This window comes from Streptomyces sp. NPDC040432, from assembly GCF_055595445.1.
Genome location: NZ_JBVIVP010000005.1, coordinates 104,301 through 126,409, shown reverse-complemented (window position 1 = coordinate 126,409; position 22,109 = coordinate 104,301). Strand labels below are relative to the sequence as shown.

At 71.5% G+C, this 22,109-nt stretch carries 23 protein-coding genes and 1 tRNA gene; 14 read left to right on the top strand and 10 right to left on the bottom strand.

What is annotated here, in order from left to right; translation table 11 throughout:
- Positions 1-5 precede the first annotated feature (5 nt).
- The 5 genes from ACZ58N_RS13420 (at position 6) to ACZ58N_RS13400 (ending at position 3,384) form a co-directional block, all read left to right on the top strand.
- Positions 6-605: a 4Fe-4S dicluster domain-containing protein gene (locus tag ACZ58N_RS13420; protein WP_471158540.1), complete on the top strand. Its 600-nt coding sequence runs from the start codon at positions 6-8 to the stop codon at positions 603-605.
- The gene (locus ACZ58N_RS13415; protein WP_471158538.1) at positions 602-1,267 is read left to right on the top strand and encodes a QcrA and Rieske domain-containing protein; all 666 of its coding nucleotides are present in this window, start codon (positions 602-604) and stop codon (positions 1,265-1,267) included. Before ACZ58N_RS13420 ends, ACZ58N_RS13415 begins: the two co-directional genes overlap by 4 nt.
- Positions 1,264-1,632: a hypothetical protein gene (locus ACZ58N_RS13410; RefSeq protein WP_471158536.1), complete on the top strand. Its 369-nt coding sequence runs from the start codon at positions 1,264-1,266 to the stop codon at positions 1,630-1,632. The genes ACZ58N_RS13415 and ACZ58N_RS13410 overlap by 4 nt, the downstream gene beginning before the upstream one ends.
- 2 nt (positions 1,633-1,634) lie before the next feature.
- On the top strand, positions 1,635-3,062 hold the full coding sequence (locus ACZ58N_RS13405) for a NarK family nitrate/nitrite MFS transporter (RefSeq protein ID WP_471158534.1): 1,428 nt from the start codon (positions 1,635-1,637) through the stop codon (positions 3,060-3,062).
- A 97-nt stretch (positions 3,063-3,159) separates the two neighbouring features.
- On the top strand, positions 3,160-3,384 hold the full coding sequence (locus tag ACZ58N_RS13400; RefSeq protein WP_471158532.1) for a hypothetical protein: 225 nt from the start codon (positions 3,160-3,162) through the stop codon (positions 3,382-3,384).
- 13 nt (positions 3,385-3,397) lie between these two features.
- Here ACZ58N_RS13400 and mscL read toward each other — a convergent pair whose 3' ends face one another.
- From mscL to ACZ58N_RS13365, 7 genes are all read right to left on the bottom strand, one after another.
- Complete coding sequence (mscL, locus tag ACZ58N_RS13395) at positions 3,398-3,901, bottom strand: large conductance mechanosensitive channel protein MscL (protein WP_471158530.1); 504 nt, start codon at positions 3,899-3,901, stop codon at positions 3,398-3,400.
- A gap of 153 nt (positions 3,902-4,054) precedes the next feature.
- Positions 4,055-4,666: a hypothetical protein gene (locus ACZ58N_RS13390; RefSeq protein ID WP_471158528.1), complete on the bottom strand. Its 612-nt coding sequence runs from the start codon at positions 4,664-4,666 to the stop codon at positions 4,055-4,057.
- Positions 4,667-4,822: 156 nt separating this feature from the next.
- The gene (locus ACZ58N_RS13385) at positions 4,823-5,383 is read right to left on the bottom strand and encodes a carboxymuconolactone decarboxylase family protein (RefSeq protein WP_471158526.1); all 561 of its coding nucleotides are present in this window, start codon (positions 5,381-5,383) and stop codon (positions 4,823-4,825) included.
- Positions 5,384-5,669: 286 nt separating this feature from the next.
- Positions 5,670-6,503 (bottom strand): S-methyl-5'-thioadenosine phosphorylase, encoded by an 834-nt coding sequence (locus tag ACZ58N_RS13380; RefSeq protein WP_471158524.1) that lies wholly within the window; start codon positions 6,501-6,503, stop codon positions 5,670-5,672.
- Positions 6,504-6,581: 78 nt separating this feature from the next.
- Positions 6,582-6,896 carry an FmdB family zinc ribbon protein gene (locus ACZ58N_RS13375; protein WP_471158522.1) on the bottom strand — a complete coding sequence of 105 codons (315 nt, stop codon included), beginning with the start codon at positions 6,894-6,896 and terminating at the stop codon, positions 6,582-6,584.
- A gap of 67 nt (positions 6,897-6,963) precedes the next feature.
- Entirely contained in the window at positions 6,964-8,307 is a 1,344-nt protein-coding gene (locus ACZ58N_RS13370) for an MFS transporter (protein WP_471158520.1), read from the bottom strand.
- Positions 8,308-8,722: 415 nt separating this feature from the next.
- Complete coding sequence (locus ACZ58N_RS13365; protein ID WP_471159213.1) at positions 8,723-10,201, bottom strand: potassium/proton antiporter; 1,479 nt, start codon at positions 10,199-10,201, stop codon at positions 8,723-8,725.
- Positions 10,202-10,502: 301 nt separating this feature from the next.
- On the opposite strand from ACZ58N_RS13365, the gene ACZ58N_RS13360 reads away from it, so the two are divergent.
- Positions 10,503-13,451 carry a penicillin acylase family protein gene (locus tag ACZ58N_RS13360; protein WP_471158518.1) on the top strand — a complete coding sequence of 983 codons (2,949 nt, stop codon included), beginning with the start codon at positions 10,503-10,505 and terminating at the stop codon, positions 13,449-13,451.
- Here the strand turns inward: ACZ58N_RS13360 and ACZ58N_RS13355 are convergent.
- On the bottom strand, positions 13,448-14,020 hold the full coding sequence (locus ACZ58N_RS13355; protein WP_471158516.1) for a 5-formyltetrahydrofolate cyclo-ligase: 573 nt from the start codon (positions 14,018-14,020) through the stop codon (positions 13,448-13,450). The genes ACZ58N_RS13360 and ACZ58N_RS13355 overlap by 4 nt on opposite strands.
- A 145-nt stretch (positions 14,021-14,165) precedes the next feature.
- Between ACZ58N_RS13355 and galU the strand changes: the two genes are divergently transcribed.
- From galU to ACZ58N_RS13320, 7 genes are all read left to right on the top strand, one after another.
- The gene (gene galU, locus ACZ58N_RS13350; RefSeq protein ID WP_471158514.1) at positions 14,166-15,068 is read left to right on the top strand and encodes a UTP--glucose-1-phosphate uridylyltransferase GalU; all 903 of its coding nucleotides are present in this window, start codon (positions 14,166-14,168) and stop codon (positions 15,066-15,068) included.
- Between the two features lie 4 nt (positions 15,069-15,072).
- Positions 15,073-16,413 (top strand): molybdotransferase-like divisome protein Glp, encoded by a 1,341-nt coding sequence (gene glp / locus ACZ58N_RS13345; protein ID WP_471158512.1) that lies wholly within the window; start codon positions 15,073-15,075, stop codon positions 16,411-16,413.
- Between the two features lie 72 nt (positions 16,414-16,485).
- Positions 16,486-16,965 carry a cyclic pyranopterin monophosphate synthase MoaC gene (gene moaC / locus ACZ58N_RS13340; RefSeq protein ID WP_389708504.1) on the top strand — a complete coding sequence of 160 codons (480 nt, stop codon included), beginning with the start codon at positions 16,486-16,488 and terminating at the stop codon, positions 16,963-16,965.
- Positions 16,962-17,561 carry a MogA/MoaB family molybdenum cofactor biosynthesis protein gene (locus ACZ58N_RS13335; protein ID WP_471158509.1) on the top strand — a complete coding sequence of 200 codons (600 nt, stop codon included), beginning with the start codon at positions 16,962-16,964 and terminating at the stop codon, positions 17,559-17,561. Before moaC ends, ACZ58N_RS13335 begins: the two co-directional genes overlap by 4 nt.
- A gap of 17 nt (positions 17,562-17,578) precedes the next feature.
- Positions 17,579-18,199: a GNAT family N-acetyltransferase gene (locus ACZ58N_RS13330; protein ID WP_471158507.1), complete on the top strand. Its 621-nt coding sequence runs from the start codon at positions 17,579-17,581 to the stop codon at positions 18,197-18,199.
- Between the two features lie 155 nt (positions 18,200-18,354).
- Positions 18,355-19,452, top strand: a complete 1,098-nt coding sequence (gene sepX, locus ACZ58N_RS13325) for a divisome protein SepX/GlpR (protein WP_471158505.1) — start codon at positions 18,355-18,357, stop codon at positions 19,450-19,452.
- 85 nt (positions 19,453-19,537) lie between these two features.
- Positions 19,538-19,611: transfer RNA gene (locus ACZ58N_RS13320), tRNA-Ala, on the top strand.
- Between the two features lie 394 nt (positions 19,612-20,005).
- Here ACZ58N_RS13320 and ACZ58N_RS13315 read toward each other — a convergent pair.
- On the bottom strand, positions 20,006-20,500 hold the full coding sequence (locus tag ACZ58N_RS13315) for a GNAT family N-acetyltransferase (RefSeq protein ID WP_471158503.1): 495 nt from the start codon (positions 20,498-20,500) through the stop codon (positions 20,006-20,008).
- Between the two features lie 38 nt (positions 20,501-20,538).
- Between ACZ58N_RS13315 and ACZ58N_RS13310 the strand changes: the two genes are divergently transcribed.
- Positions 20,539-21,342, top strand: a complete 804-nt coding sequence (locus ACZ58N_RS13310) for an exodeoxyribonuclease III (protein WP_471158501.1) — start codon at positions 20,539-20,541, stop codon at positions 21,340-21,342.
- Here the strand turns inward: ACZ58N_RS13310 and ACZ58N_RS13305 are convergent.
- On the bottom strand, positions 21,324-22,028 hold the full coding sequence (locus ACZ58N_RS13305) for a MerR family transcriptional regulator (protein WP_471159211.1): 705 nt from the start codon (positions 22,026-22,028) through the stop codon (positions 21,324-21,326). The genes ACZ58N_RS13310 and ACZ58N_RS13305 overlap by 19 nt on opposite strands.
- Positions 22,029-22,109 lie beyond the last annotated feature (81 nt).

Genomic DNA, 22,109 nt, shown 5'->3' with positions numbered 1-22,109 from the left:
GCGCCATGATGGGACGCACGATCTTCATCGACCCGGGCCGCTGCATCGGCTGCCAGGCCTGCGTCTCCGCCTGCCGCGAATGCGATTCGCACCGCGGCAAGTCGATGATCCACCTGGACTACACCGACCCCGGTATCTCCGTCGCCTCCCTCCCGACCGTCTGCATGCACTGCGAGGACCCCGTCGCGCCCTGCGCCGAGGTCTGTCCCGCCGACGCGATCCTCGTCACCGCCGACGGTGTGGTCCAGCAGGCCGACACCACCCGCTGCATCGGCTGCGCCAACTGCGTCAACGCCTGTCCTTTCGGCGTTCCCAAGATCGACCTCCAGGCGAAGCTCCAGATGAAGTGCAACCTCTGCTACGACCGCACCGCGTACGGCCTGGCCCCCATGTGCGCCACGGTCTGCCCGACCGGGGCGCTCTTCTACGGAACGCTCGAAGAGCTCCGGGCCGAGCGGCCCGGAGTGCAGGTCGCCGACTCCTTCGTCTTCGGCGACGTCGTGGTCAGCACCGGCGTGGCGATGGTCGTACCCGCGGACAAGGTCCAGTGGCCCGTTCCCGGCGGTCTGCCCGTCGTCGAGATCAACGGAGTGGATGTCCGATGAGCGTGACCCAGCAGCCCTCACCCGGATCGGGATCGGGCCCCGAGTCCGACGGTGACGCCGCCGCCGACCAACTGCGCGACCGGATCAGCGCCGACTCCCTCACCACCCGCCGTGACTACCTGCGGATCGTCGCCACCGTCTCCGGAGGCCTGGCCATCGGCGGGGTCGGTGTCGCCGCCGGCATCCTGCACCGGCACGGCGACAGCGAGTCCCTGCCCGAGGCCAAGATGGTCACCGCCGACCTGCCCCCGGGCCGGTCCGTGGCCTTCCGCTTCCCCGGTGAGGACGACCGGGCCGTGGCCGTCCGCCTGTCCGACGGCAGCCTCGTCGGCTACTCCGCCGTCTGCACCCACCTGGCCTGCGGGGTGCTCTGGCGCGAGGACCGGGGCGCCGACGGCGAGCTGTACTGCCCCTGCCACGAAGGCGTCTTCGACGCCCGCACCGGTGAGGTGACGGCCGGCCCACCGCCCCGCCCCCTCCCCAGGATCATCCTGACCGAGCAGGCCGACGGCAGTGTCTGGGCCATCGCCACCGCCCGGTCGGGAGAGCCGACCCAGGAAGCCCTGTGCCGGCAGTTCGGCGAGTCCCGACCGGAGATGGCCCAACGCCTGGGCTGCCCCGTGGCGGACCGCTCCACCGCGACCGAGAGCGGACGGACGTGAGCGAACCATCCCTGCCCCCGCGCCCCGGCTACCGGCCCGGTAGTGCCGAGCCCCGACTGAACCGCCCGGTCCGCGAACGATATCCGCAGATCCGCCCCACGAGCGGCTACGGAGACCCGCGGATCCGGCACACCGGCCCCGGCCCCGGAGCCGGTACCGAACAGGAGCCGGAACGCTCCTCGAAGCTCAACGCGCGCCTCGCCCTGGCCCTGACCGTCGTCATCGGGCAGCTCTGGGCGCTGACCGTCACCGTCAACGAGTGGATGAAGGGAAACACCGGCACGGCCTGGTGGGGGGCGGGATTCCTCATCCTGTCCTTCCTCGTCGTGATCGGTCTGTGGCTCCTCGACCCGAAGGACCGATGACCATGTCCATACCCACGCCCACTCCGCCCACGGTGCGTTCGCACCGCGCGGAGACCTACAAGCCCGGCGCCACCATCGGGGACTGGCGGCCCGAGGACGACGGCTTCTGGCAGTCCACCGGCCGCAGGGTCGCCCAGCGCAATCTGTGGGTGTCGATCCCGGCGCTGATGCTCGGCTTCGTGGTCTGGCAGGTCTGGTCGGTGACCGTGGTCAACCTGAACAACGTCGGCTTCGGGTTCTCCAAGTCGCAACTGTTCTGGCTGACCGCCATCCCCGGCCTCACCGGCGGCACCTTCCGGATCCTGTACACCTTCATCGGGCCGATCTTCGGCGAACGCAAGTTCACCGCCTTCAGCACGATCATCCTGGTCGCCCCGATGCTGTGGCTGGGCTTCGCGCTCCAGGACACCGGAACGCCCTACTGGGAGCTGGCGCTCATCGCTGCCGTCTGCGGGATCGGCGGCGCGAACTTCGCCTCCTCGATGGCGAACATCGGCTTCTTCTTCCCCAAGCGGGAGAAGGGCAGCGCCAACGGCCTCAACGGAGGTCTCGGAAACCTCGGCGTGAGCGTGGTCCAGCTGGTCGCGCCGCTGGTGGTCACCGCCGCCGTCCTGGGCGCCCCCGCCGGCGGCCCGCAGCGCGACACCACGAACAACACCGACGTCTGGCTCCAGAACGGCGCGTTCCTCTGGGTGCCCCTGCTGGTGATCATGGCGGTGCTCGCCTGGTTCCTCATGAACGACCTCAAGGTGGCCTCGGCCCCCTTCAGCCAGCAGAAGATCATCTTCAAGCGCAAGCACAACTGGCTGATGACCTGGCTCTATGTCGGCACCTTCGGCTCGTTCATCGGGTTCGCCGCCGGCCTGCCCCTGCTGATCAAGGACAACTTCCAGTCCCAGGGCTACCAGGCCACCACCTATGCCTGGATCGGCCCGTTCATCGGCGCCCTCATGCGCTGGGCCGGCGGCTGGCTCTCCGACAAGATCGGCGGCGCCAGGGTCACCATGCTGTCCTTCGTGGGCATGGCGGCGGCCCTCGTGGTCGTGATCTTCGCGCTGCCGCACAGCGGCGACCAGGGCAGCTTCTGGGCCTTCTACATCGGCTTCCTGGTGGCCTTCGCCTTCTCCGGGCTGGGCAACGGCTCCACCTTCCGACAGATCCCGGTCATCTTCCGGGACCAGCACATGCGCCGGGCGGAAGGCCAGGGCCCCGAGGCGCAGGCGGCCGCCATGAAGCAGTCCGAGATGGAGTCGGGCGCCGTCACCGGCTTCTCCTCCGCCATCGCCGCGTACGGCTTCTTCTTCATCCCCGCGATGTTCGCCGCGATGGCCGTCACGCACGCCCTGTGGCTGTTCATCGGGTTCTACGCGACCTGCCTCGTCGTCTGCTGGTGGTTCTACGCCCGCAAGGGCGCCGAAGCCCCCAGCTGACCGCCGGCCGGACGGGTACGGCGACCATCGACATCGCACGCGGCGGGGGCGGCGGCCGGGACGGGGGCCGCCACCCGGGCGGCCGTACCCTTGAGGCATGAGCACCACCCCCGCCTCAGATCCGCAGCCTCCGCAGCCCGAGACCGGGGCGCGACCGGCGAAGCCCGAGCCGAAGCCGAAGCCCCGGCTGGTCTTCGACGACCCGCTGGACCAGCAGTCCCGCGATGACACGGACCGCGGCTGGGGCGACCGGGCCCCCGCCGGCGGAAGCACGGCCGACCTGACCCGCTTCCTCGACGAGAAGCCCCCGCACCACATCTGATCCGCCCGGGCGGTCAGAAGGCGTCGCGCGACCCCGGCGCCCCGGGGGCGCCACCGCCGTTCCCGGCACGCTGGGCGACGAGCGCGTCCCGGATCTCCTTGAGGACCTCCAGCTCGGTGATCTCCATGGTCTCCTGCACCCCCTCCTTGGCCTTGCGGCGCGCCTCCTGCTTGGCGAGGTACTTCGCCATCGGCAGCACCATCAGGAAGTAGACGACGGCCGCGGTGATCAGGAAGGTCAGCGTGGCGTTCAGGACCGAGCCCCAGAGGATCTCCACCCCTGTCGGCTGGCCGTCCTTGCCGATGGCGCACGGGTTCTTGATGCAGGTCTTGTAGACGTCCAGGTTCTTCGTGCCGATGGCGCCGATGACCGGGCTGATGATGCCCTTCACGAGCGAGTTCACGATGTTCGTGAACGCGGCGCCGATGACGACCGCCACCGCCAGGTCGACGACGTTGCCGCGCATCAGGAAGGCCTTGAAGCCCGCCAGGACGCTCTCCTTCTTCTTCTCGCTCACCACTGAGCCTTTCTTCGCATCTACGGAACTTGGAGCCAACGGTTCCGAAAGCTACGGCAGTCAAGGCCCGGCGTGTCCAATCGCTGCCCTCCTTGAGGTGACTTGACTGCTCGCCCGTGCGAATCCGCACCGAACGAGCCGGAGCGGAACCGCTCAGCACAGCGTCACCGCCAACCTCGCCACCGTGCCCGCACCGACGAGGGCCCGCGCGGTGTCCCGGGGGACCGACAGGACCACCAGGGCCCCGCCTTCCTCGACCTCCCCTTCCGCATGCGGGACTTCGGCCACCCGCGCCCCCGCGGCCACCACCCGGGGCGGACCCGTCCGCTCCGCCGCGACCACGTCCACCCGGTCGCCGGCGCGCAGCAGCCCCACCGTCGCCGCGTCCGCGATGCGCACCGGCGCCGACACCATGCGTACGGCCGCGGGCGGCGGTTTCACCTCGGGCGGCGGCGAACTCCGCGCCGCCCGGGCATCCGTACCGCCGACGACCAGCACGGCCGCCGTGACGGCCAACCCGGCCGAAGCGGCCCGCCGCCGGCGCCGCACCGCGCGCCGCAACCGTCCCCCGCCCCGCCCCACACGCAGGGGCGGAAAGAGCGGGACGGGGCGCGCCGGTGGACACGCGGAAGCCGGAGAACTCGCGAAGGCGGGCGGGCTCGCGAGGCCCGGCGGAGTCGCCGATGCGGGACGGCACGGCGGGGGAGGGGTCGAAAGGGCGGTCGGGAGGGAGGGGCGCGGGGTCGGGGGAGTGGTCCTGGACATGGTGAGCACCGCCGAACTGATCGGGTTCCGGTGTCGGGCGGACGCCCGAACACCCCTCACGATCCGCCCCGTCACCCGATCCCGCTTCGTCCTGTGGACGGTCCCCAGGGTGTGGAAAACCCCGTCACCCGCACGAGTGGGAGCCCCGGACCCCGCTCACGGTCGGACCGGCACCGTGCAGGCCTCGGCGAAGCCCTGGCTGGTCAGTCCGAAGGCGCTGTTCACGCGCGAGCGGAAGTTCTCCAGGGCGACCATGGCGGTGAGTTCGACGAACGCCTCCTCGCCCAGCAGACCGATCAGCCGCGCCGCCAGCTCGTCGGTCACCGCCGGCTCGGTGTCGGTCATGGCCTCGGCGTACTCCATGACGAGCAACTCGGTCGCCGTGAACACCTCGCGGGATTCCCGCCATTGCGGAACCCGCTCGATCTTCGCAGGCGCCAGACCCAGCCCGGTGGTGCCCTCCCAGTAGCCGAAGTCCATGCACCACGAGCAGTTGATCCGTGACGCGGTGGCCATCACCGCGAGGTGCTTCAGTCCGGCGTCGAGCTTGTTCCACTTCGCCGCCCGCTGTTCGAGCCGGACGTACGTGAGCAGCACGCGCGGGTTGTGCCCGTAGGCGAGGCCGGGTTCCAGCACCTTGCCGTAGGTGCGGCGCGAGTACCAGGTGGCGATCCGCATGAGGAGGGTGCGCGGCGGGGTGAGCGAGATGCGCGGCATGATCGGCCTCTTCCGGGTCGGGGGCGGCCCGTCGTGCCGCCCTTTCCCTTTGGGGACAAACGGGCGCCGCGGAACGTGACACCTCCCGCGCAACCGTTTCGCCGTACCTCCGCGGACGCGTTCCGCGTACCTCCGCGGAACCGCTTCCCCCACCGCCGGTCGGAACCGCTTCCCCCACCCCCGGCCGGAACCGTTCGCCGCGTCCTGCGGGCCCCACCGGGCCGGGACCCGCACCCGCACCGGCTACCCGCACCGGCCACCCCCACCGAGGCCGCCTCGACCCCGGCTACGGCAGTTCGATGCCCAGGTCCCAGCCGTCGTGGGCGTGGGTGCACAGGCAGTCCCGGGACTTCGTCCCGGGCAGCGCCGTCACCGCGTCGAAGAGGACCTCGCGCAACCGGCCGACGTTCTCGCCGAAGACCCGCAGGACCTCGGTGTGGGAGACGCCCTCGCCCGTCTCGGCGCCCGCGTCAAGGTCGGTGACCAGCGCCATCGAGGTGTAGCAGAGCCCCAGCTCGCGCGCGAGGACGGCCTCGGGGTGCCCGGTCATGCCGACGACCGCCCAGCCCGCGGCGGCGTGCCAGCGGGATTCGGCGCGGGTCGAGAAGCGGGGGCCCTCGACGACGACCATGGTGCCGCCGTCCACCGCCTCCCAGTCCCGCCCCCGGGCCGCGGCCAGTGCGACGGAGCGCCCGACGGGGCAGTACGGGTCCGCGAAGGTGGTGTGCACGACGTTGGGGACGGTGCCGTCGGGCAGCGGTTCCCCGTCGAAGAAGGTCTGGGCGCGGGACTTCGTGCGGTCCACCAGCTGGTCCGGGACGAGCAGCGTGCCCGGCCCGTACTCCGTCCGCAGCCCGCCCACCGCGCAGGGGCCCAGCACCTGGCGGACGCCGACCGAGCGCAGCGCCCACAGGTTGGCGCGGTAGTTGATCTTGTGCGGGGGCACGGTGTGGCTGCGCCCGTGCCGGGGCAGGAACGCCACCCGGCGCCCACCCAGCACGCCCAGGTGGAGGGAGTCGCTCGGGGGCCCGTACGGGGTCTCCACCCGGACCTCGGAGACGTCCTCAAGGAAGGAGTAGAAGCCCGATCCGCCGATTACACCGATCTCTGCATTCGCCATGGCGTCACCCTAACCGGGTACGCGCAAGGCCCCGCCGCCCACGGAGGGGCGACGGGGTCTTGCGGAAAACGTACGAGGTCAGGCGGCAGACGTGGAGCTGGAACCGGCGCTGCTGCCGGAGCCCGCCGACGCCGAGGAGGACGAAGCCGCAGGGGTCGCGGCGGGAGTCGACGTCGTCGACGCCGGCTTCGAGGCAGGCGTGCTGCTCGACGAGGCGCCGCGGCTGTCGTTCCGGTAGAAACCGGATCCCTTGAACACGATGCCGACCGCGGAGAACACCTTCTTCAGGCGTCCGTCACAGCTCGGGCACACGGTCAGTGCGTCATCGGTGAACTTCTGCACGGCCTCAAGGCCCTCACCGCACTCGGTGCACTGGTACTGGTAGGTCGGCACGAATTTCCTCCTGGCACTCTGACTCAATGAGTGCTAACGACGCTCCATGGTGACGTATTCCGGCGGATCAGTCCACCGTCACCGGCGTGCGGTGACCGATCCCACGCTCGTTCACCCGATTACGGGTGGTCGGCGCGGTGGCCGCGGGGGCGCTCGCGGTGCCCGTCGGGGACGAGTTCACGATCCGGCTCGGGGCCGTCGGCGCCAGCTTCGAGCGCAGCGCCAGCAGGGTGGCGAGCGCGACGGCGGTCGCCACGAGCGGCACGAGGAAGCCGTACGAGGACCCGTGCGCGTCCGTCAGGCGGCCCGCCAGGGTCACGGCGCCGGCCTGGCCGAACGCGACCGCGCCGGTGAGCCAGGTGAAGGCCTCGGTGCGCGAGGCGGCCGGGATCAGCTGCTCGATCATGGTGTAGCCGGTGATCAGCGCGGGAGCGATGCAGAGGCCGACGACCAGGCCGAGCGCGCCGAGCACGACCACCGAGTTGGCGGCCCACAGGACCGATGCGGCGGCGGTCAGGCCGACGTAGCCCAGGATCAGGCGGCGGCGCGGGCCGATCTTCCAGGCGATGGCGCCCATCGCGATGCCGGCGATCATGTTGCCCGCGGCGAAGACGCCGTAGAGCATGCCGTTCGCGCCGGGGTTGCCGATCTCGTTGGAGAAGGCGGCGAGGGAGACCTGCATGCCGCCGAAGACGGCGCCGATGCCGATGAACGCGACGATCAGGACGCGCAGCCCGGGGAAGGACAGGGCGGAGGCGTGCTTCTGGCCGTCCGCGAGTCGCGGGGCCGGCTTCGGCTCGGTGGAGCGCTGCGCGGCGAAGAACAGACCGCCGAGCAGGGTCAGCGCGGCCTCGGTGGCGAGACCCGCCGCCGGGTGGACGCCCGTGCACAGCGCGGTGGCGAGCACCGGGCCGACGACGAAGGTGAACTCGTCGGTGACGGACTCGAACGCGGCCGCGGTCGGCAGCAGCGGGGAGCCCTCCAGCTTGGCCGCCCAGCGGGACCGGACCATGGGGCCGACCTGCGGGACGGAGGCGCCGGCCGGGACGGCGGCCAGCGCGAGCGCCCACAGCGGGGCGCCGATCAGGGCGAGCGCGGTCAGCGCGCCCACGGCGGCGGCGTGCACGAGCACGGCCGGGACCAGGACGGCGCTCTGGCCGCGACGGTCGGTGAACTTGCCCATGACCGGCGCGAAGAGGGCCATGGAGACGCCGGTGACGGCGGCGACGATGCCGGCGTCACCGTAGGAGCCGGTGGAGTGCTGGACGAGCAGCAGGATGCTGATGGTCAGCATGCCGAACGGCAGACGGGCGGCGAAGCCGGGGAGGACGAAGGAGAGGGCGCCGGGTGTGCGCAGGAGCTGCCCGTAACCGGGACGGGCGGACGTGTCGGTCGTGACCGCGGATGTCACGGCCTGGCCTTTCCGCTGCCTGGTAGAACTCCCCGTCTGCGGACGATGCGCCGCTTTGTGAGCGGTCGCACCCGTACATGTGGGAGCCCCGAGAGCTGTCCTCTTGCGCAGAACCGAGTGATACCTGGGCGCCCACTGCGGGAGGGTGCCACGGCCGCTTTGCGGTCGCGCCAGCTCTGCGTCAGGCAGAGTTGGTTCGATCTGGTGTGCCTTCATCATACAGGGGAATGCGCTAGCACGCCCTGTGATTACGCTGACAAGGCATGACTTCACCTGCGATTAACCGGAACTTCGCATTCCCTGACCACCGATATAGGGGCAAGGGTGGTCACACGCCACTGAAATTGGCCGAATTAGAACGTCACTCTAAAGAAAAACGTTCACACGGGCCCCCGATCCGGACACCCTCCGCCACCTAGAGTGACGCCGCGCCACCGGTCCCGAGCCACCCCGCGAGCTTGCCGCCGCGGGCCACGGCGCGCAGTCGTGCCTCCGCCGCGTCCCGCACCGGGTCCGTGGCCACGACCAGCAACTCGTCGCCGTGCCGCAGCACGGTCGACGGCGCCGGTACGAAGCTCTTGGCGTCCCGGACCACCAGCGTGACGGAGGCCCCGGCGGGCAACCGCAGCTCGCTGACCTCGACCCCGTGCATCCGCGAGGCGGCCGGGATCGAGAAGGACAGCAGGTGCCCGCGCAGCTTCTCCAGCGGCGCCGACTCGATGCCGAGGTCCGAGGCGGCCTCGTCGGTGTCGCCGAGCTCCAGCTTCCGCGCCAGCCACGGCAGCGTCGGCCCCTGCACCAGGGTGTAGACGACGACCAGCACGAAGACGATGTTGAAGACCCGCTCGCTGCCCTCGATGCCCGACACCATCGGAATGGTCGCCAGGATGATGGGTACCGCGCCGCGCAGGCCGGCCCACGACATCAGGGCCTGCTCCTGCCAGGGCACCCGGAAGGGCACCAGGCTCACGAAGACCTCCAGCGGCCGTGCCACCATCGTCAGCACCAGTCCGATGATCACCGCCGGCCAGAAGTCGTGGACCAGCTCGTGCGGGGTGACCAGCAGACCGAGCAGCACGAACATGCCGATCTGGGCGATCCAGCCGAGCCCGTCCGCGAAGCCCCGGGTGGCCGGCCAGTGCGGCAGCTTGGCGTTGCCGAGCACCATGGCGGCCAGGTACACCGCGAGGAAGCCGGAGCCGTGCGCCATCGCGCCGGCGGCGTACGCGGTGATCGCGATGGCCATCACCGCGATCGGGTACAGGCCCGAGGCGGGCAGGGCCACGTGCCGCAGCCCGTACGAACCGAGGAAGCCGACCGTCAGGCCGATGGCGGCGCCGATCGCCAGCTCAAGCGCGATCTTGCCGAGCAGGACGTACCAGTCGTCGACCGGTCCGACCGTCGCGAAGGCGACGACCAGGATGACCACGGGGGCGTCGTTGAAGCCCGACTCGGCCTCCAGCACGCCCGTGATCCGGGACGGCAGCGGGACCTTGCGCAGCACCGAGAAGACGGCCGCCGCGTCGGTCGAGGAGACGACCGCGCCGATCAGCAGCGCCTGCCGCCATTCCAGTCCGACCAGGTAGTGCGCCCCGGCCGCCGTCACGCCGACGCTGATCGCGACGCCCACCAGCGACAGCGTGATCGCGGCCGGGAGGGCCGGTTTGATCTCTTTCCACTTGGTGCCCAGACCACCCTCGGCGAGGATCACGACGAGCGCGGCGTAGCCGATGACCTGCGTCAGCTCGGCGTTGTCGAAGACGACGTTCCCGATGCCGTCCTGGCCTATCGCGACGCCTATGCCGAGGTAGATGAGCAGGCTGGGAAGTCCGCTGCGCGACGAGACGCGCACCGCCGCCACGGCGACGAGCAGTACGAGCGAGCAGACCAGCAGGAGCTCATTGAGCGTGTGGACAGTCAGTGGGCGGCCCTTCCTGGAGGCGCCGCCCGGCGGATCGTTCCTCCCGACCGAGGGCGCATTTCGGCAAGTACTTCGTTACCTTACCTAATCTTTGACGCTTTCTTGACGCGCTCCTCACATTGTGAAACGCCGGATCGGCCTTGTCCTCAGCACCCGCGACCCCTCTTCCCCGTCGGGCCGGGCATCCCCCCGACCCCTGGCGGATCAACGAACCCGGGTCTGCGCCTATGGTTGCTCCCAGACTCAGGACCACCCTGCCCCTCTAAGGACAGCGATGCCCGCCAACGAATCCGGACCTTCCGTCAAGAAGAAGGGACGACGCGCACGCCTGCTCGTGCTCGTCATGGTCCTGGCGCTCTTGGCGGGCCTCGGCTACGGCGCGTACTGGAGCGCGGACACCGTACGCGCCTCGTTCCCGCAGACGACCGGCTCCCTCAAGGTCCCCGGCCTGACCGGGACCGTCGACGTGAAGCGCGACGAGCACGGGATCCCCCAGCTCTACGCCGACAACGACGAGGACCTCTTCCGCGCCCAGGGCTTCGTGCACGCCCAGGACCGGTTCTGGGAGATGGACGTACGCCGCCACATGACCTCCGGCCGTCTCTCCGAGATGTTCGGCTCCGGTCAGGTGGAGACCGACGCCTTCCTGCGCACCCTTGGCTGGCGTCAGGTCGCACAGGCCGAGTACGACACGAAGCTCTCGCCCGAGACCAAGAAGTACCTCCAGGCCTACGCCGACGGGGTCAACGCCTACCTGAACGGGAAGTCCGGCAAGGACCTCTCCGTCGAGCACGCCACCCTCAAGCTGAGCGAGGGCTACGCGCCGGAGAAGTGGTCGCCGGTGGACTCGGTGGCCTGGCTCAAGGCGATGGCCTGGGACCTGCGCGGCAACATGCAGGACGAGATCGACCGCTCGCTGATGGCCAACAAGCTCTCGCAGGCGCAGATCGACGAGCTCTACCCGCCGTACCCCTTCGACCGGAACAAGCCGATCGTCGAGGGCGGCTCGGTCACGGGCGGCAAGTACACCCCGCAGGGCACCGGTACGGGCACGGGTACCGGTACGGGCAACGGCACGGGTACGGGATCCGGCACGGGCACCGGCAACGGCACGGGCACGGGCACGGGATCCGGCACGGGTACGGGAACCGGCACCGGCACCGGCACCGGCACCGGCACCGGCACCGGCACGGGGACCGGCACCGGTTCGCAGGCCCTGCCCCAGGGCGGGAGCACCGCCTCCGGTCTCGCCGGCAACGCAACCGCCCAGGGCGCGACCGTCGGCCTGCGCACGCAGCTGACCTCCCTCGCCAAGACCCTGGACGAGATCCCGGCCATCCTCGGCCCCAACGGCAGCGGCATCGGATCGAACTCCTGGGTCATCTCGGGCAAGTACACGACCACCGGCAAGCCGCTCCTCGCGAACGACCCGCACCTGTCCCCGCAGCTGCCCTCGGTCTGGTACCAGATGGGTCTGCACTGCCGCGCGACCTCGCCCCAGTGCCAGTACGACGTCGCCGGATACAGCTTCTCCGGCATGCCCGGCGTGGTCATCGGCCACAACGCCGACATCGCCTGGGGCATGACCAACCTCGGCGCCGACGTCACCGACCTCTACCTGGAGCAGGTCCGCCCCGACGGCTACGTCTACGACAACAAGACGCTCCCCTTCACCGTCCGCGACGAGGTCATCAAGGTCGCCGGCGGCCCCAGCAAGAAGATCACCGTCCGCTCCACCAACAACGGACCGCTGATCTCGGACCGCAGCGACGACCTCGGCACGGTCGGCTCCCGCGCCCCCGTCCCCAGCTCCGCGCCCGACCGCGGCGACGGCTACGCCGTGGCCCTGCGCTGGACGGCCCTGGACCCGGGCAAGTCGATGGACGCGGTCTTCAAGCTGAACCGGGCCAAGGACTTCAACAGCTTCCGGGCCGCCGCCGCGGACTTCGAGGTCCCGTCCCAGAACCTGATCTACGCCGACAACAAGGGCGCCACCGGCAACATCGGCTACCAGGCCCCGGGCCGCATCCCGATCCGCACCCAGGGCGACGGCCGGCTCCCGGCCCCCGGCTGGGACCCCAAGTACGCCTGGAAGAGCGGGAACGCGGGCTACATCCCGCAGAACGAGATGCCGTGGGAGCTCAACCCGGCGCGCGGCTACGTCGTCACCGCCAACCAGGCGGTCATCGAGAGCGGCACCGGCGCGGGCAAGTACCCCTACCTGCTGACCAACGACTGGGGCTACGGCGCCCGCAGCCAGCGGATCAACGACCTCATCGAGGCGAAGATCAAGGACAGCGGCAAGATCTCCACCGACGACATGCGCACCATGCAGATGGACAACAGCAGTGAGATCGCCGCGCTGCTGACCCCGATGCTGGCCAAGATCCAGGTCGAGGACCCGGACGTGCGCTCGGCGCAGAAGCTGCTGGAGGGATGGAACTACACCCAGGAGCCCGACTCGGCCGCCGCGGCTTACTTCAACGCGGTCTGGCGCAACATCCTCAAGCTGTCCTTCGGCGACAAGATGCCCAAGGAACTGCGCATCGAGGGCAGTTGCGTGAACGTCCGGGACCAGACGAGCGGCCCCGCCGACGACCTCGCCGAGCTGGTCCGCGAATGCGGCACCCGCGGCCCCGACTCGGCCCAGCCCGACGGCGGTGACCGCTGGTTCGAGGTGGTCCGTCGCCTGGTCAAGGACGAGAAGTCGGCCTGGTGGAAGAGCCCCGCCGTCCGCGCGGACAAGGCGACCACCACCCGCGACGAGCTGTTCGCCCGGGCCATGCACGACGCCCGCTGGGAGCTCACCGCCAAGCTCGGCAAGGACCAGTCCACCTGGAGCTGGGGCCGCCTGCACCAGCTGACGCTCAAGAACCAGACCATCGGCACCGAGGGCCCCGGCTTCATGCAGTGGCTCCTCAACCGCGGCCCCTGGAACCTGGGCGGCGGCGAGGCCACCGTCAACGCCACCGGCTGGAACGCCTCCGGCGGGTACGGGGTCACCTGGGTCCCGTCGATGCGCATGGTCGTGAACCTCAACGACCTGGACAAGTCCCGCTGGATCAACCTGACCGGCGCCTCGGGGCACGCGTACCACGACAACTACACGGACCAGACGGACCTCTGGGCCAAGGGCGAACTGCTGGACTGGCCCTTCGGGAAGGCGGCCGTCGACAAGGCGACGGTCCACACCCTCACGTTGAAGCCGGCCGGCGCGAACTAGCCGAAGCGCACCACCCCCGAGGGGGTGGCGACCGCCCGGACGGGGTGGTCGTGCGGTTCCTCCGGGACCCGCGCGACCACCTCTTCGTCGTAGAGGAGCACCACCAGCGCCGGATGCGCCCCGGCCCGCTCCAGCCGCGCCAACACCCGGTCGTAGGAACCGCCGCCGCGCCCGAGCCGCATGCCGCGCCCGTCCACCGCGAGTCCGGGCAGCAGGACGGCGTCGGCCCCCGTCACCGCGTCCGGGCCGAGCGGCGGTCCGGCGGGCTCCAGCAGCCGCATCTTCCCCGGGTGCGCCGCCTCGACGAGGCCGTCGGGGCCCTCGTACACGGCCCAGTCGAGGTCGTTGTCCGGCAGTAGCAGGGGGAGCAGCACCCGTTTTCCGGCGGCCCGCAGCGCGTCCAGCAGGTCGCGGGTGCCCGGCTCGCCGCCGACGGAGACGTACGCGCCGACCGTTCGGGCGTCGGCGAGTTCGGGCAGCGCGAGGGCGGTGCGGGCGAGCGCGCGGGCCGCCGCCCGCCGTGCTTCGTCGGACCGGGCGCGACGGGCGGCGAGCAGATCCCGGCGCAAGGACCCCTTCTCGGGGAGGCGGGGTCCGTTTTCGGGCGGATTTTCTACCACAGTTGAGTCTCAATCCCTTGTTCATTCGGGCATATCGGGACTTTTTTACCGTAATCTCGCTGGGTGTTCGATCAGAGCCACTATCGTTCTGCCCATGACTCAGTTGCACCCCGTGATCAAAAAGGCCGTCATCCCGGCCGCGGGCCTCGGCACTCGGTTCCTTCCGGCGACCAAGGCGACCCCGAAGGAAATGCTCCCGGTCGTGGACAAACCGGCCATCCAGTACGTGGTGGAGGAAGCCGTCTCGGCCGGCCTGGACGACGTCCTCATGATCACAGGACGTAACAAGCGGGCGCTTGAGGACCACTTCGACCGGAACTACGAGCTGGAGTCGGCCCTCATCGCCAAGGGCGACGACGACCGGCTGAAGAAGGTTCAGGAGTCCAGCGACCTGGCCACCATGCACTACGTGCGCCAGGGCGACCCGCGCGGTCTCGGTCACGCCGTGCTCTGCGCCGAGCCCCACGTCGGCAACGAGCCGTTCGCCGTCCTCCTCGGCGACGACCTCATCGACCCCCGCGACCCGCTGCTGCGCCAGATGGTCGACGTCCACGCCCGCACCGGCGGCACCGTCGTCGCGCTCATGGAGGTCGACCCGGCCAACGTGCACCTCTACGGCTGCGCGGCCGTCGAGCCGACCGACGAGGCGGACGTCGTCCGCGTGACCGGTCTCGTGGAGAAGCCGGATGCCGCGGAGGCGCCCAGCAACTACGCGGTCATCGGACGCTACGTCCTGAACCCGGCGATCTTCGGCATACTGCGGGAGACCGAGCCGGGCCGCGGTGGGGAGATCCAGCTCACCGACGCCCTGCAGAAGCTGGCCGCCGACGAGACCGTGGGCGGCCCGGTGCACGGCGTGGTCTTCCGCGGCCGCCGCTACGACACCGGGGACCGGGGGGACTACCTGCGGGCCATCGTCCGACTCGCCTGCGAGCGTGAGGACCTGGGACCCGAGTTCCGCACCTGGCTTCACCGTTACGTCACGGAGGAGATGTAGCACCTTGAGCAGTTCCGCACCGCAGGACACCGGCCACCCTCGTCTGTGGTCCGTGGACGAGCACCTGGCGGACATCCTCGCGACCGTCCGGCCGCTGGAGCCCATCGAGCTCCAGCTGCTCGACGCCCAGGGCTGCGTCCTGGTCGAGGACGTCACCGTGCCCGTCGCCCTCCCGCCCTTCGACAACAGCTCCATGGACGGTTACGCCGTCCGCACGGCCGACGTCCAGGGTGCGAGCGAGGAGTTCCCCGCGGTGCTCACGGTGATCGGGGACGTGGCGGCGGGCAGCGGGGAGCTGCCCGACGTCGGCCCCGGTCAGGCCGCCCGCATCATGACCGGAGCTCCGCTGCCCCCCGGCGCGGAAGCCGTCGTACCGGTCGAGTGGACCGACGGCGGCACCGGTGGCGGGGCCGCCACCGGGATGACCCCCGCCGCCAGCGCGCCCGAGGGCGCGGGAGGCGAGGTCCGGGTCCACCGGTCCGCCGAGGCCCGGGCGCACGTCCGGGCCCGCGGCAGCGACGTACGGGCCGGGGACCTGGCGCTGGCCGCCGGCACCGTCCTCGGGCCGCCGCAGATCGCCCTGCTCGCCGCCATCGGTCGCGGCACGGTCCGGGTCCGACCGCGACCCCGGGTCGTCGTCATGTCCACCGGCAGCGAGTTGGTCCAGCCGGGTGAGGCGCTGGCCGCCGGCACGATCTACGACTCGAACAGCTTCGCGCTGGCCGCGGCCGCGCGGGACGCCGGGGCCATCGCCTACCGGGTCGGCGCCGTCGCGGACGACGCCGACACGCTGCGCTCCACCATCGAGGACCAGCTCATCCGGGCCGACCTCCTGGTCACCACGGGCGGGGTCAGCGTCGGCGCGTACGACGTGGTCAAGGAGGCCCTGACCTCGGTCTCCGCCGGTGACGACGCCGCCGAGGCGGGGAACGTCGACTTCCGCAAGCTCGCCATGCAGCCCGGCAAGCCCCAGGGCTTCGGCACCATCGGCCCCGACCACACCCCGCTCCTGGCGCTGCCCGGCAACCCGGTGTCCTCGTACGTCTCCTTCGAGCTGTTCGTGCGCCCCGCGATCCGGGCCCTGATGGGCCTGCCCGCGTCCGCGGTCGGCCGGCCGAGCGTGCGGGCCGTGCTCACGTGCGACAAGCCCCTCGGCTCACCGGCGGGCCGCCGGCAGTACCTGCGCGGCACGTACGACGCCGAGAACGGCACCGTCGCCCCGGTCGGCGGATCGGGCTCCCACCTGATCGCCGCGCTGGCCCACGCCGACTCCCTGATGGTCGTGCCGGAGGACGTCACCTCGGTGGAGTCCGGCACCGAGCTGGAAGTGATCCTGCTCGGCTGACCTGCCGCCGGTACGGGTAGCGTGTGTCGCACCACACAGGCCCCCTCGGGGCCCAGAGCGGAGCGGCACAGCATGAGTACCGAGAGCAGGCTCACCCACATCGACGAGGCCGGAGCGGCCCGGATGGTCGACGTCTCGGCGAAGGACGTCACCACCCGGACGGCCCGCGCCAGCGGACGCGTCCTCGTCTCCCCCCGGGTGATCGAGCTGCTGCGCGGTGAGGGCGTGCCGAAGGGCGACGCCCTCGCCACCGCGCGGATCGCCGGGATCATGGGGGCCAAGAAGACCCCCGACCTGATCCCGCTGTGCCATCCGCTGGCGGTGTCCGGGGTGAAGGTCGACCTGTCGGTCGCCGACGACGCCGTCGAGATCCTCGCCACGGTGCGGACGACCGACCGTACGGGCGTCGAGATGGAAGCCCTGACCGCCGTCGCGGTCGCCGGTCTGACCGTGATCGACATGGTCAAGGCCGTCGACAAGGGCGCGGTCATCACCGACGTCCGGGTGGAGGAGAAGACCGGCGGCAAGTCCGGCGACTGGAGCCGGGGATGAACACCCCTCGCGGCGGTGAGGTCCACGGCCACGTCCCGCCGGTGACCGGCGAGGCGTGGACGGCCCCCGCGCCCGACGGGGCCGCGGCCCCCGCGCCGCGGGCCCTGGTGGTCACCGCCTCCAACCGCGCGTCGCGCGGCGTCTACGCAGACAAGGGCGGCCCCCTGCTCGCCGAGGCGCTGGTGGAGCTCGGCTTCGAGGTGGACGGCCCGCGCGTGGTCCCCGACGGCGACCCCGTCGAGGCGGCGCTGCGCGAGGCCGTGGCCGCCGGGTACGACGTCGTCCTCACCACCGGGGGCACCGGCATCTCGCCGACCGACCGGACCCCGGACGCGACCGCCCGGGTACTGGACTACGAGATTCCCGGCATCCCGCAGGCCATCCGCGCCGAGGGCCTCGCCAAGGTGCCGACGGCGGCCCTGTCCCGGGGCCTGGCGGGCGTCGCGGGGCACACCCTCATCGTGAACCTGCCCGGCTCGACGGGCGGGGTGAGGGACGGCCTCGCCGTTCTGGCCCGGATCCTGCCGCACGCCGTCGACCAGATCCGGGGCGGCGACCACCCCAGACCCCCGGCGGACCCCGGGAGCCAGAGCTGAACGGCCCGTCATGGCCGGTGGCGTTGACGGACGGCGACGTCACGCTCCGGCCGATAAAGGTGCGGGACCAGCGTGCCTGGCGCGAGGTGAACCGGCGCAACCGCGAATGGCTGCGACCGTGGGAGGCGACCATTCCGCCGCCCGCGCCCTGGGGCCCCGTCATCCAACGGCCGACGTACCGGCAGATGGTCCGCCACCTGCGGGCGGAGGCGAACGCGGGCCGCATGCTGCCCTTCGTCATCGAGTACCAGGGGCGTCTCGTCGGCCAGTTGACGGTCGCCGGGATCACCTGGGGCTCGATGTGCGCCGCCCACGTGGGCTATTGGGTGGACCGGGACGTCGCGGGCCGCGGTGTGATGCCGACGGCCGTCGCGCTCGCCGTGGACCACTGCTTCGCCAAGGTCGGGCTGCACCGCATCGAGGTGTGCATCCGCCCGGAGAACGGTCCCAGCCGTCGGGTCGTGGAGAAGCTCGGATTCCGCTCGGAGGGGGTCCGTCCGAGGTACCTGCACATCGACGGCGCCTGGCGGGACCACCTCGTCTTCGCGCTGACGGTGGAGGAGGTCCCGGAGGGACTGCTGCGCCGGTGGCACCGCACCCGACCGCAGCCGCAGGAAAGGCCGCCGACGACGGCCTGAAAGCCGGTTATCGCAAATGCGTTCGAATTCTTGACCGGGTCGCCCATAACCTGATCCGAAGAATCACAAAAAAAGTCCGTGATATCAGCCTGATCGTGCGACACACCGACTCAATTGGCTGATCCCCCCGCCCGCGCCCCTTTACGGTGTGGGGTGTGAGCAGCAGCGGCCTCATCTACGCAGTCATCGTCGGGGCCTGGGCCGCCTACTTGGTGCCCATGTGGCTCCGGAGGCAGGACGAGCTGAACGAAGCGCGTCCGACGGAACGCTTCTCCACCGCCATCAGGCTGCTTTCCGGCCGAGCGGGAATGGAGCGCCGTTACGCCAAGGGGCTGCGTGAGCGCGGTGACGAACAGGCGGAGCCCCAGCCCCACGGGGACCCGGACGCCGCGACGGAGACGGTTGATTCCGTCGACGCCGACGCCCGGGCCTTCGACGTGCCCCCGACCAGGGCCGAGCCCAGGTTCGTCGAGGCCGAGCGGGCCCGGCGCCAGCAGCGCCTCCAGGTGCTCGCGCGCCGCCGGCGCACCACCGCGCTCCTCTTCCTGGTCTTCAGCGCCGGAGCGGTCGTCGCCGCGGTCGGCGGGCTCCACTACCTGTGGGCGCCGGCCGTCCCCGCCCTGCTGCTGAGCGCGTACATCGTGCACCTGCGGGTCCACGAGCGGAGGCGCTACGAGTTCACCATGGACCGCCGGCGCGCCGAGGCGGCCGCCCGCAACCTGCGGGAGAACCGGCCCCGCCGGCGGGCCGCCGAGGACCCCGCCGCCACGGGCGCCGAACCGGACCCCGCGCCACCGGTCTCCCCCCAGGAAGCCGGGCGCCGCGCCCTCGTCGAGCAGACCGACCACGCCGAGTGGGTGGACCAGCAGCGCGAGCGCGAGCGCGGTCCGGCGCGCGGCGACAGCTGGGAGCCGGTCCCGGTCCCGCTGCCGACGTACGTGACGGCCCCCGTCGCCCCCCGCGCCACCGGTCCGACCGCCCCCGACGCCTGGAGCGCGACCCGCTCCAGCACCGCCGAGCCGACCGAACCCCGACTGCGGGCGCAGCCCGGGGTGCCGAAGCCGGCGGCGGAGCCGAGGCCGGAGGCGCGGGCCGCGTCCGGTGCGGAGGCCGGTCCGGCCTCCAGGTCCGAGTCCCGGCCGGAGCCGGCGGCCCAGGCGACCACGCCGCGCCCCCGCGGCCGCGACCGGGGGCGCACCCCGCTCTTCGACCAGTACGAGGGCGAGGACCGGCCGCGCGCCGCGAACGAGTGACCGGCTGTCGGTGACCTGCGCGGACGCTCCGGGGAATCGGTTTTGGAGCACCCGCGAGGGGATGCTAATGTTTCACACGTCGCAAGGGCCTGTGGCGCAGTCTGGTAGCGCACCTCGTTCGCATCGAGGGGGTCTGGGGTTCAAATCCCCACAGGTCCACAAACGACAGTTCGCGGGTTGCTCCCGAGAACGTCATGAGATCCCGTCCGGTCGAAAGACCGGGCGGGATCTCGGCGTTTACGGGGTGGCGCCCGATCGGATCCCGAAAGGCCGGCCCGACGGGCCCTGGTCGGCGGGCGGTTCCGTGCCCTGCCCGTGCGTCCAGTCCCCGGGAACGGCCGTGCAGGCCGCGGTGAGGTGGGCCGGGGTCCGTCCCCGGGACGTGCAACCAGCTGCCGGCTCCCGTCCCGTCCTGCCGCAGCAGGAGCCCGGGAGCGGAGAACCGGACCGTGGCCGGCCGGCCACAACGCGGGGGAAGGGGCGGACCGGTGGGGGCGGGTCGGTAGGGTCCGCGCCCCGGCCGTGCGTTCCGACGGAGCCGCTGTCGGACGGGTCAGCGCGTCAGCTGCTTCGTCATGCAGCGGCTGGACTCGTGGAAGCGGTAGTAGCCGAACTTCTCCGACAGGGCGTAGCCCGAGGAGAGGTAGAGGGCGATGGCCTCCGGCTGCTGGTCGCCGGTTTCGAGGACCATGCGGCGGCGGCCCGCAGCGAGGGCGTCGGCCTCCAGCTCGGCCAGGATGCGGCGGGCCAGGCCCAGGCCGCGGGCCTCGGGGACCACGTACATGCGCTTCACCTCGGCGTCGCCGTCGGAGTAGCCCTCGTCGTTGCGGTCCTGGCAGCGCCAGGCCCCGCTGGCCACGGGGGCGTCCGAGGTGTCGTAGGCCAGCAGGTACAGGCCGTTCGGCGGGAGGAACATGCGGGGGTCGAGGAAGGTGGCGTCGCCCTCGCCCTGGTAGCGCCGCTGGTACTCCAGCTGGACCTGGGCGTCGAGCGTGACGGCGTCGGGGTGGTCGTAGGCGGCGGTGCGCAGGCGTATCCCGTGAGACATCAGGACATCGTACGGAAGGCTCCGGCTATGGTGCTGGGATGCTCACTGTGACCTCCGTGAATGTGAATGGGATCCGCGCCGCCGCCAAGAAGGGCTTCGGGGAGTGGCTCGCGGGATCCGACGCCGACGTCGTGTGCCTCCAGGAGGTACGGGCCGAGGAAGGGCAGATTCCGGAGGAGGTGCGCAAGCCCGAGGGGTGGCACACGGTGTTCGCGCCCGCCGCCGCCAAGGGGCGGGCCGGGGTCGCGCTGTACACGCGCCGGGAGCCGGAGCGGGTTCGGGTCGGCTTCGGGAGCGACGAGTTCGACGCCGCCGGCCGGTACCTGGAGATCGACCTGCCGGGCGTGACCGTCGCCAGCCTCTACCTGCCCTCCGGTGAGGCGGGGACCGAGAAGCAGGACGAGAAGTACCGGTTCATGGACGAGTTCCTCACCTACCTGACGGCGCTCCGGGCGCGGGCCGCCGCCGACGGCCGGGAGGTCGTGGTGTGCGGGGACTGGAACATCTGCCACCGGGAGGCCGACCTCAAGAACTGGAAGACCAACCGCAAGAACGCCGGCTTCCTACCGGAGGAGCGGGAGTGGCTGGGGAAGGTGTACGCGGAGGCCGGGTACGTCGACGTCGTGCGCGAGCTGCACCCCGACGCCGAGGGGCCGTACTCCTGGTGGTCCTACCGGGGCCGTGCCTTCGACAACGACGCCGGCTGGCGGATCGACCTCCAGGTGGCGACCCCGGGGCTGGCCGCGAAGGCCGTGAAGGCCTGGGTGGAGCGCGCCGAGACGCACCCGGAGCGCTGGTCGGACCACGCGCCGGTGTCGGTGGCCTACGCGCTCGGTTCCTGACCCGGGTCCGGGTCGACTTCCCGACCGGGGCCCCGGCCGGGCTCCTGGTGCGTGGCCAGCAGTCGGTCCATCGCCATGGTGAGCTCCGCCTCGACCACGCTCTTCGCGAGGGGGCGTAGGCGGGGCAGGGACTCCTCGGACAGGTGCGTGGAGATCAGCTCGGTGAACAGGGCCGCCATCGCGTCCGCGTGCGCGCGGACCCGGCGGCCGGTCTCCAGGACGGCGGCGAGCGGCACGCCCTCGCGGACCAGTGCCGAGGAGACGTCCAGCAGGCGGCGGCTGACGTGCACGATGACCTCGCCGTCGACGGCGAGGTAGCCGAGGTCGAGGGAGGCCGCGAGGTTCTCCGGGGTGACCTCGCCCTCGAAGTGGTCGGCGAGGGCCTCCGGGGTCAGTCGGACCGGGGTCTCCTCGGACCAGCCCATGCCGAGGAGCTCGCCGAGCTGCCCGACGTCGCGGCCGTGCTCGAACGCGGCGGTCAGTTCGGCGATGCCGCCCAGGGTGTGGCCGCGTTCCAGGAGCGCGGCGATGGTGCGCAGGCGGGCGAGGTGGTGGTCGTCGTACCAGGCGATGCGGCCTTCGCGGCGGGGCGGCGGGAGCAGCTTGCGCTCGCGGTAGAAGCGCAGGGTGCGCACCGGTATGCCGGCCGCGTCGGCCAGTTCCGCGGTCCGGTATTCGCGTGCCATCGCGGGCCCGTCCTCCGTCGTCGCTGCTGTCTCTTCGTGCGCCACACGCGCAGCCTAAGGGCTGTCCCGTGATCCCCGGCG

Coding starts and splice junctions, on each gene's coding strand:
- ACZ58N_RS13310 (WP_471158501.1), top strand. CDS start 20,539: ATGCTCACTGTGACCTCCGTGAATGTGAATGGGATCCGCGCCGCCGCC.
- moaC (WP_389708504.1), top strand. CDS start 16,486: ATGAGTACCGAGAGCAGGCTCACCCACATCGACGAGGCCGGAGCGGCC.
- ACZ58N_RS13305 (WP_471159211.1), bottom strand. CDS start 22,028: ATGGCACGCGAATACCGGACCGCGGAACTGGCCGACGCGGCCGGCATA.
- galU (WP_471158514.1), top strand. CDS start 14,166: ATGACTCAGTTGCACCCCGTGATCAAAAAGGCCGTCATCCCGGCCGCG.
- ACZ58N_RS13335 (WP_471158509.1), top strand. CDS start 16,962: ATGAACACCCCTCGCGGCGGTGAGGTCCACGGCCACGTCCCGCCGGTG.
- ACZ58N_RS13400 (WP_471158532.1), top strand. CDS start 3,160: ATGAGCACCACCCCCGCCTCAGATCCGCAGCCTCCGCAGCCCGAGACC.
- ACZ58N_RS13380 (WP_471158524.1), bottom strand. CDS start 6,503: ATGGCGAATGCAGAGATCGGTGTAATCGGCGGATCGGGCTTCTACTCC.
- ACZ58N_RS13420 (WP_471158540.1), top strand. CDS start 6: ATGATGGGACGCACGATCTTCATCGACCCGGGCCGCTGCATCGGCTGC.
- ACZ58N_RS13415 (WP_471158538.1), top strand. CDS start 602: ATGAGCGTGACCCAGCAGCCCTCACCCGGATCGGGATCGGGCCCCGAG.
- ACZ58N_RS13405 (WP_471158534.1), top strand. CDS start 1,635: ATGTCCATACCCACGCCCACTCCGCCCACGGTGCGTTCGCACCGCGCG.
- ACZ58N_RS13360 (WP_471158518.1), top strand. CDS start 10,503: ATGCCCGCCAACGAATCCGGACCTTCCGTCAAGAAGAAGGGACGACGC.
- ACZ58N_RS13385 (WP_471158526.1), bottom strand. CDS start 5,383: ATGCCGCGCATCTCGCTCACCCCGCCGCGCACCCTCCTCATGCGGATC.
- ACZ58N_RS13390 (WP_471158528.1), bottom strand. CDS start 4,666: ATGTCCAGGACCACTCCCCCGACCCCGCGCCCCTCCCTCCCGACCGCC.
- ACZ58N_RS13315 (WP_471158503.1), bottom strand. CDS start 20,500: ATGTCTCACGGGATACGCCTGCGCACCGCCGCCTACGACCACCCCGAC.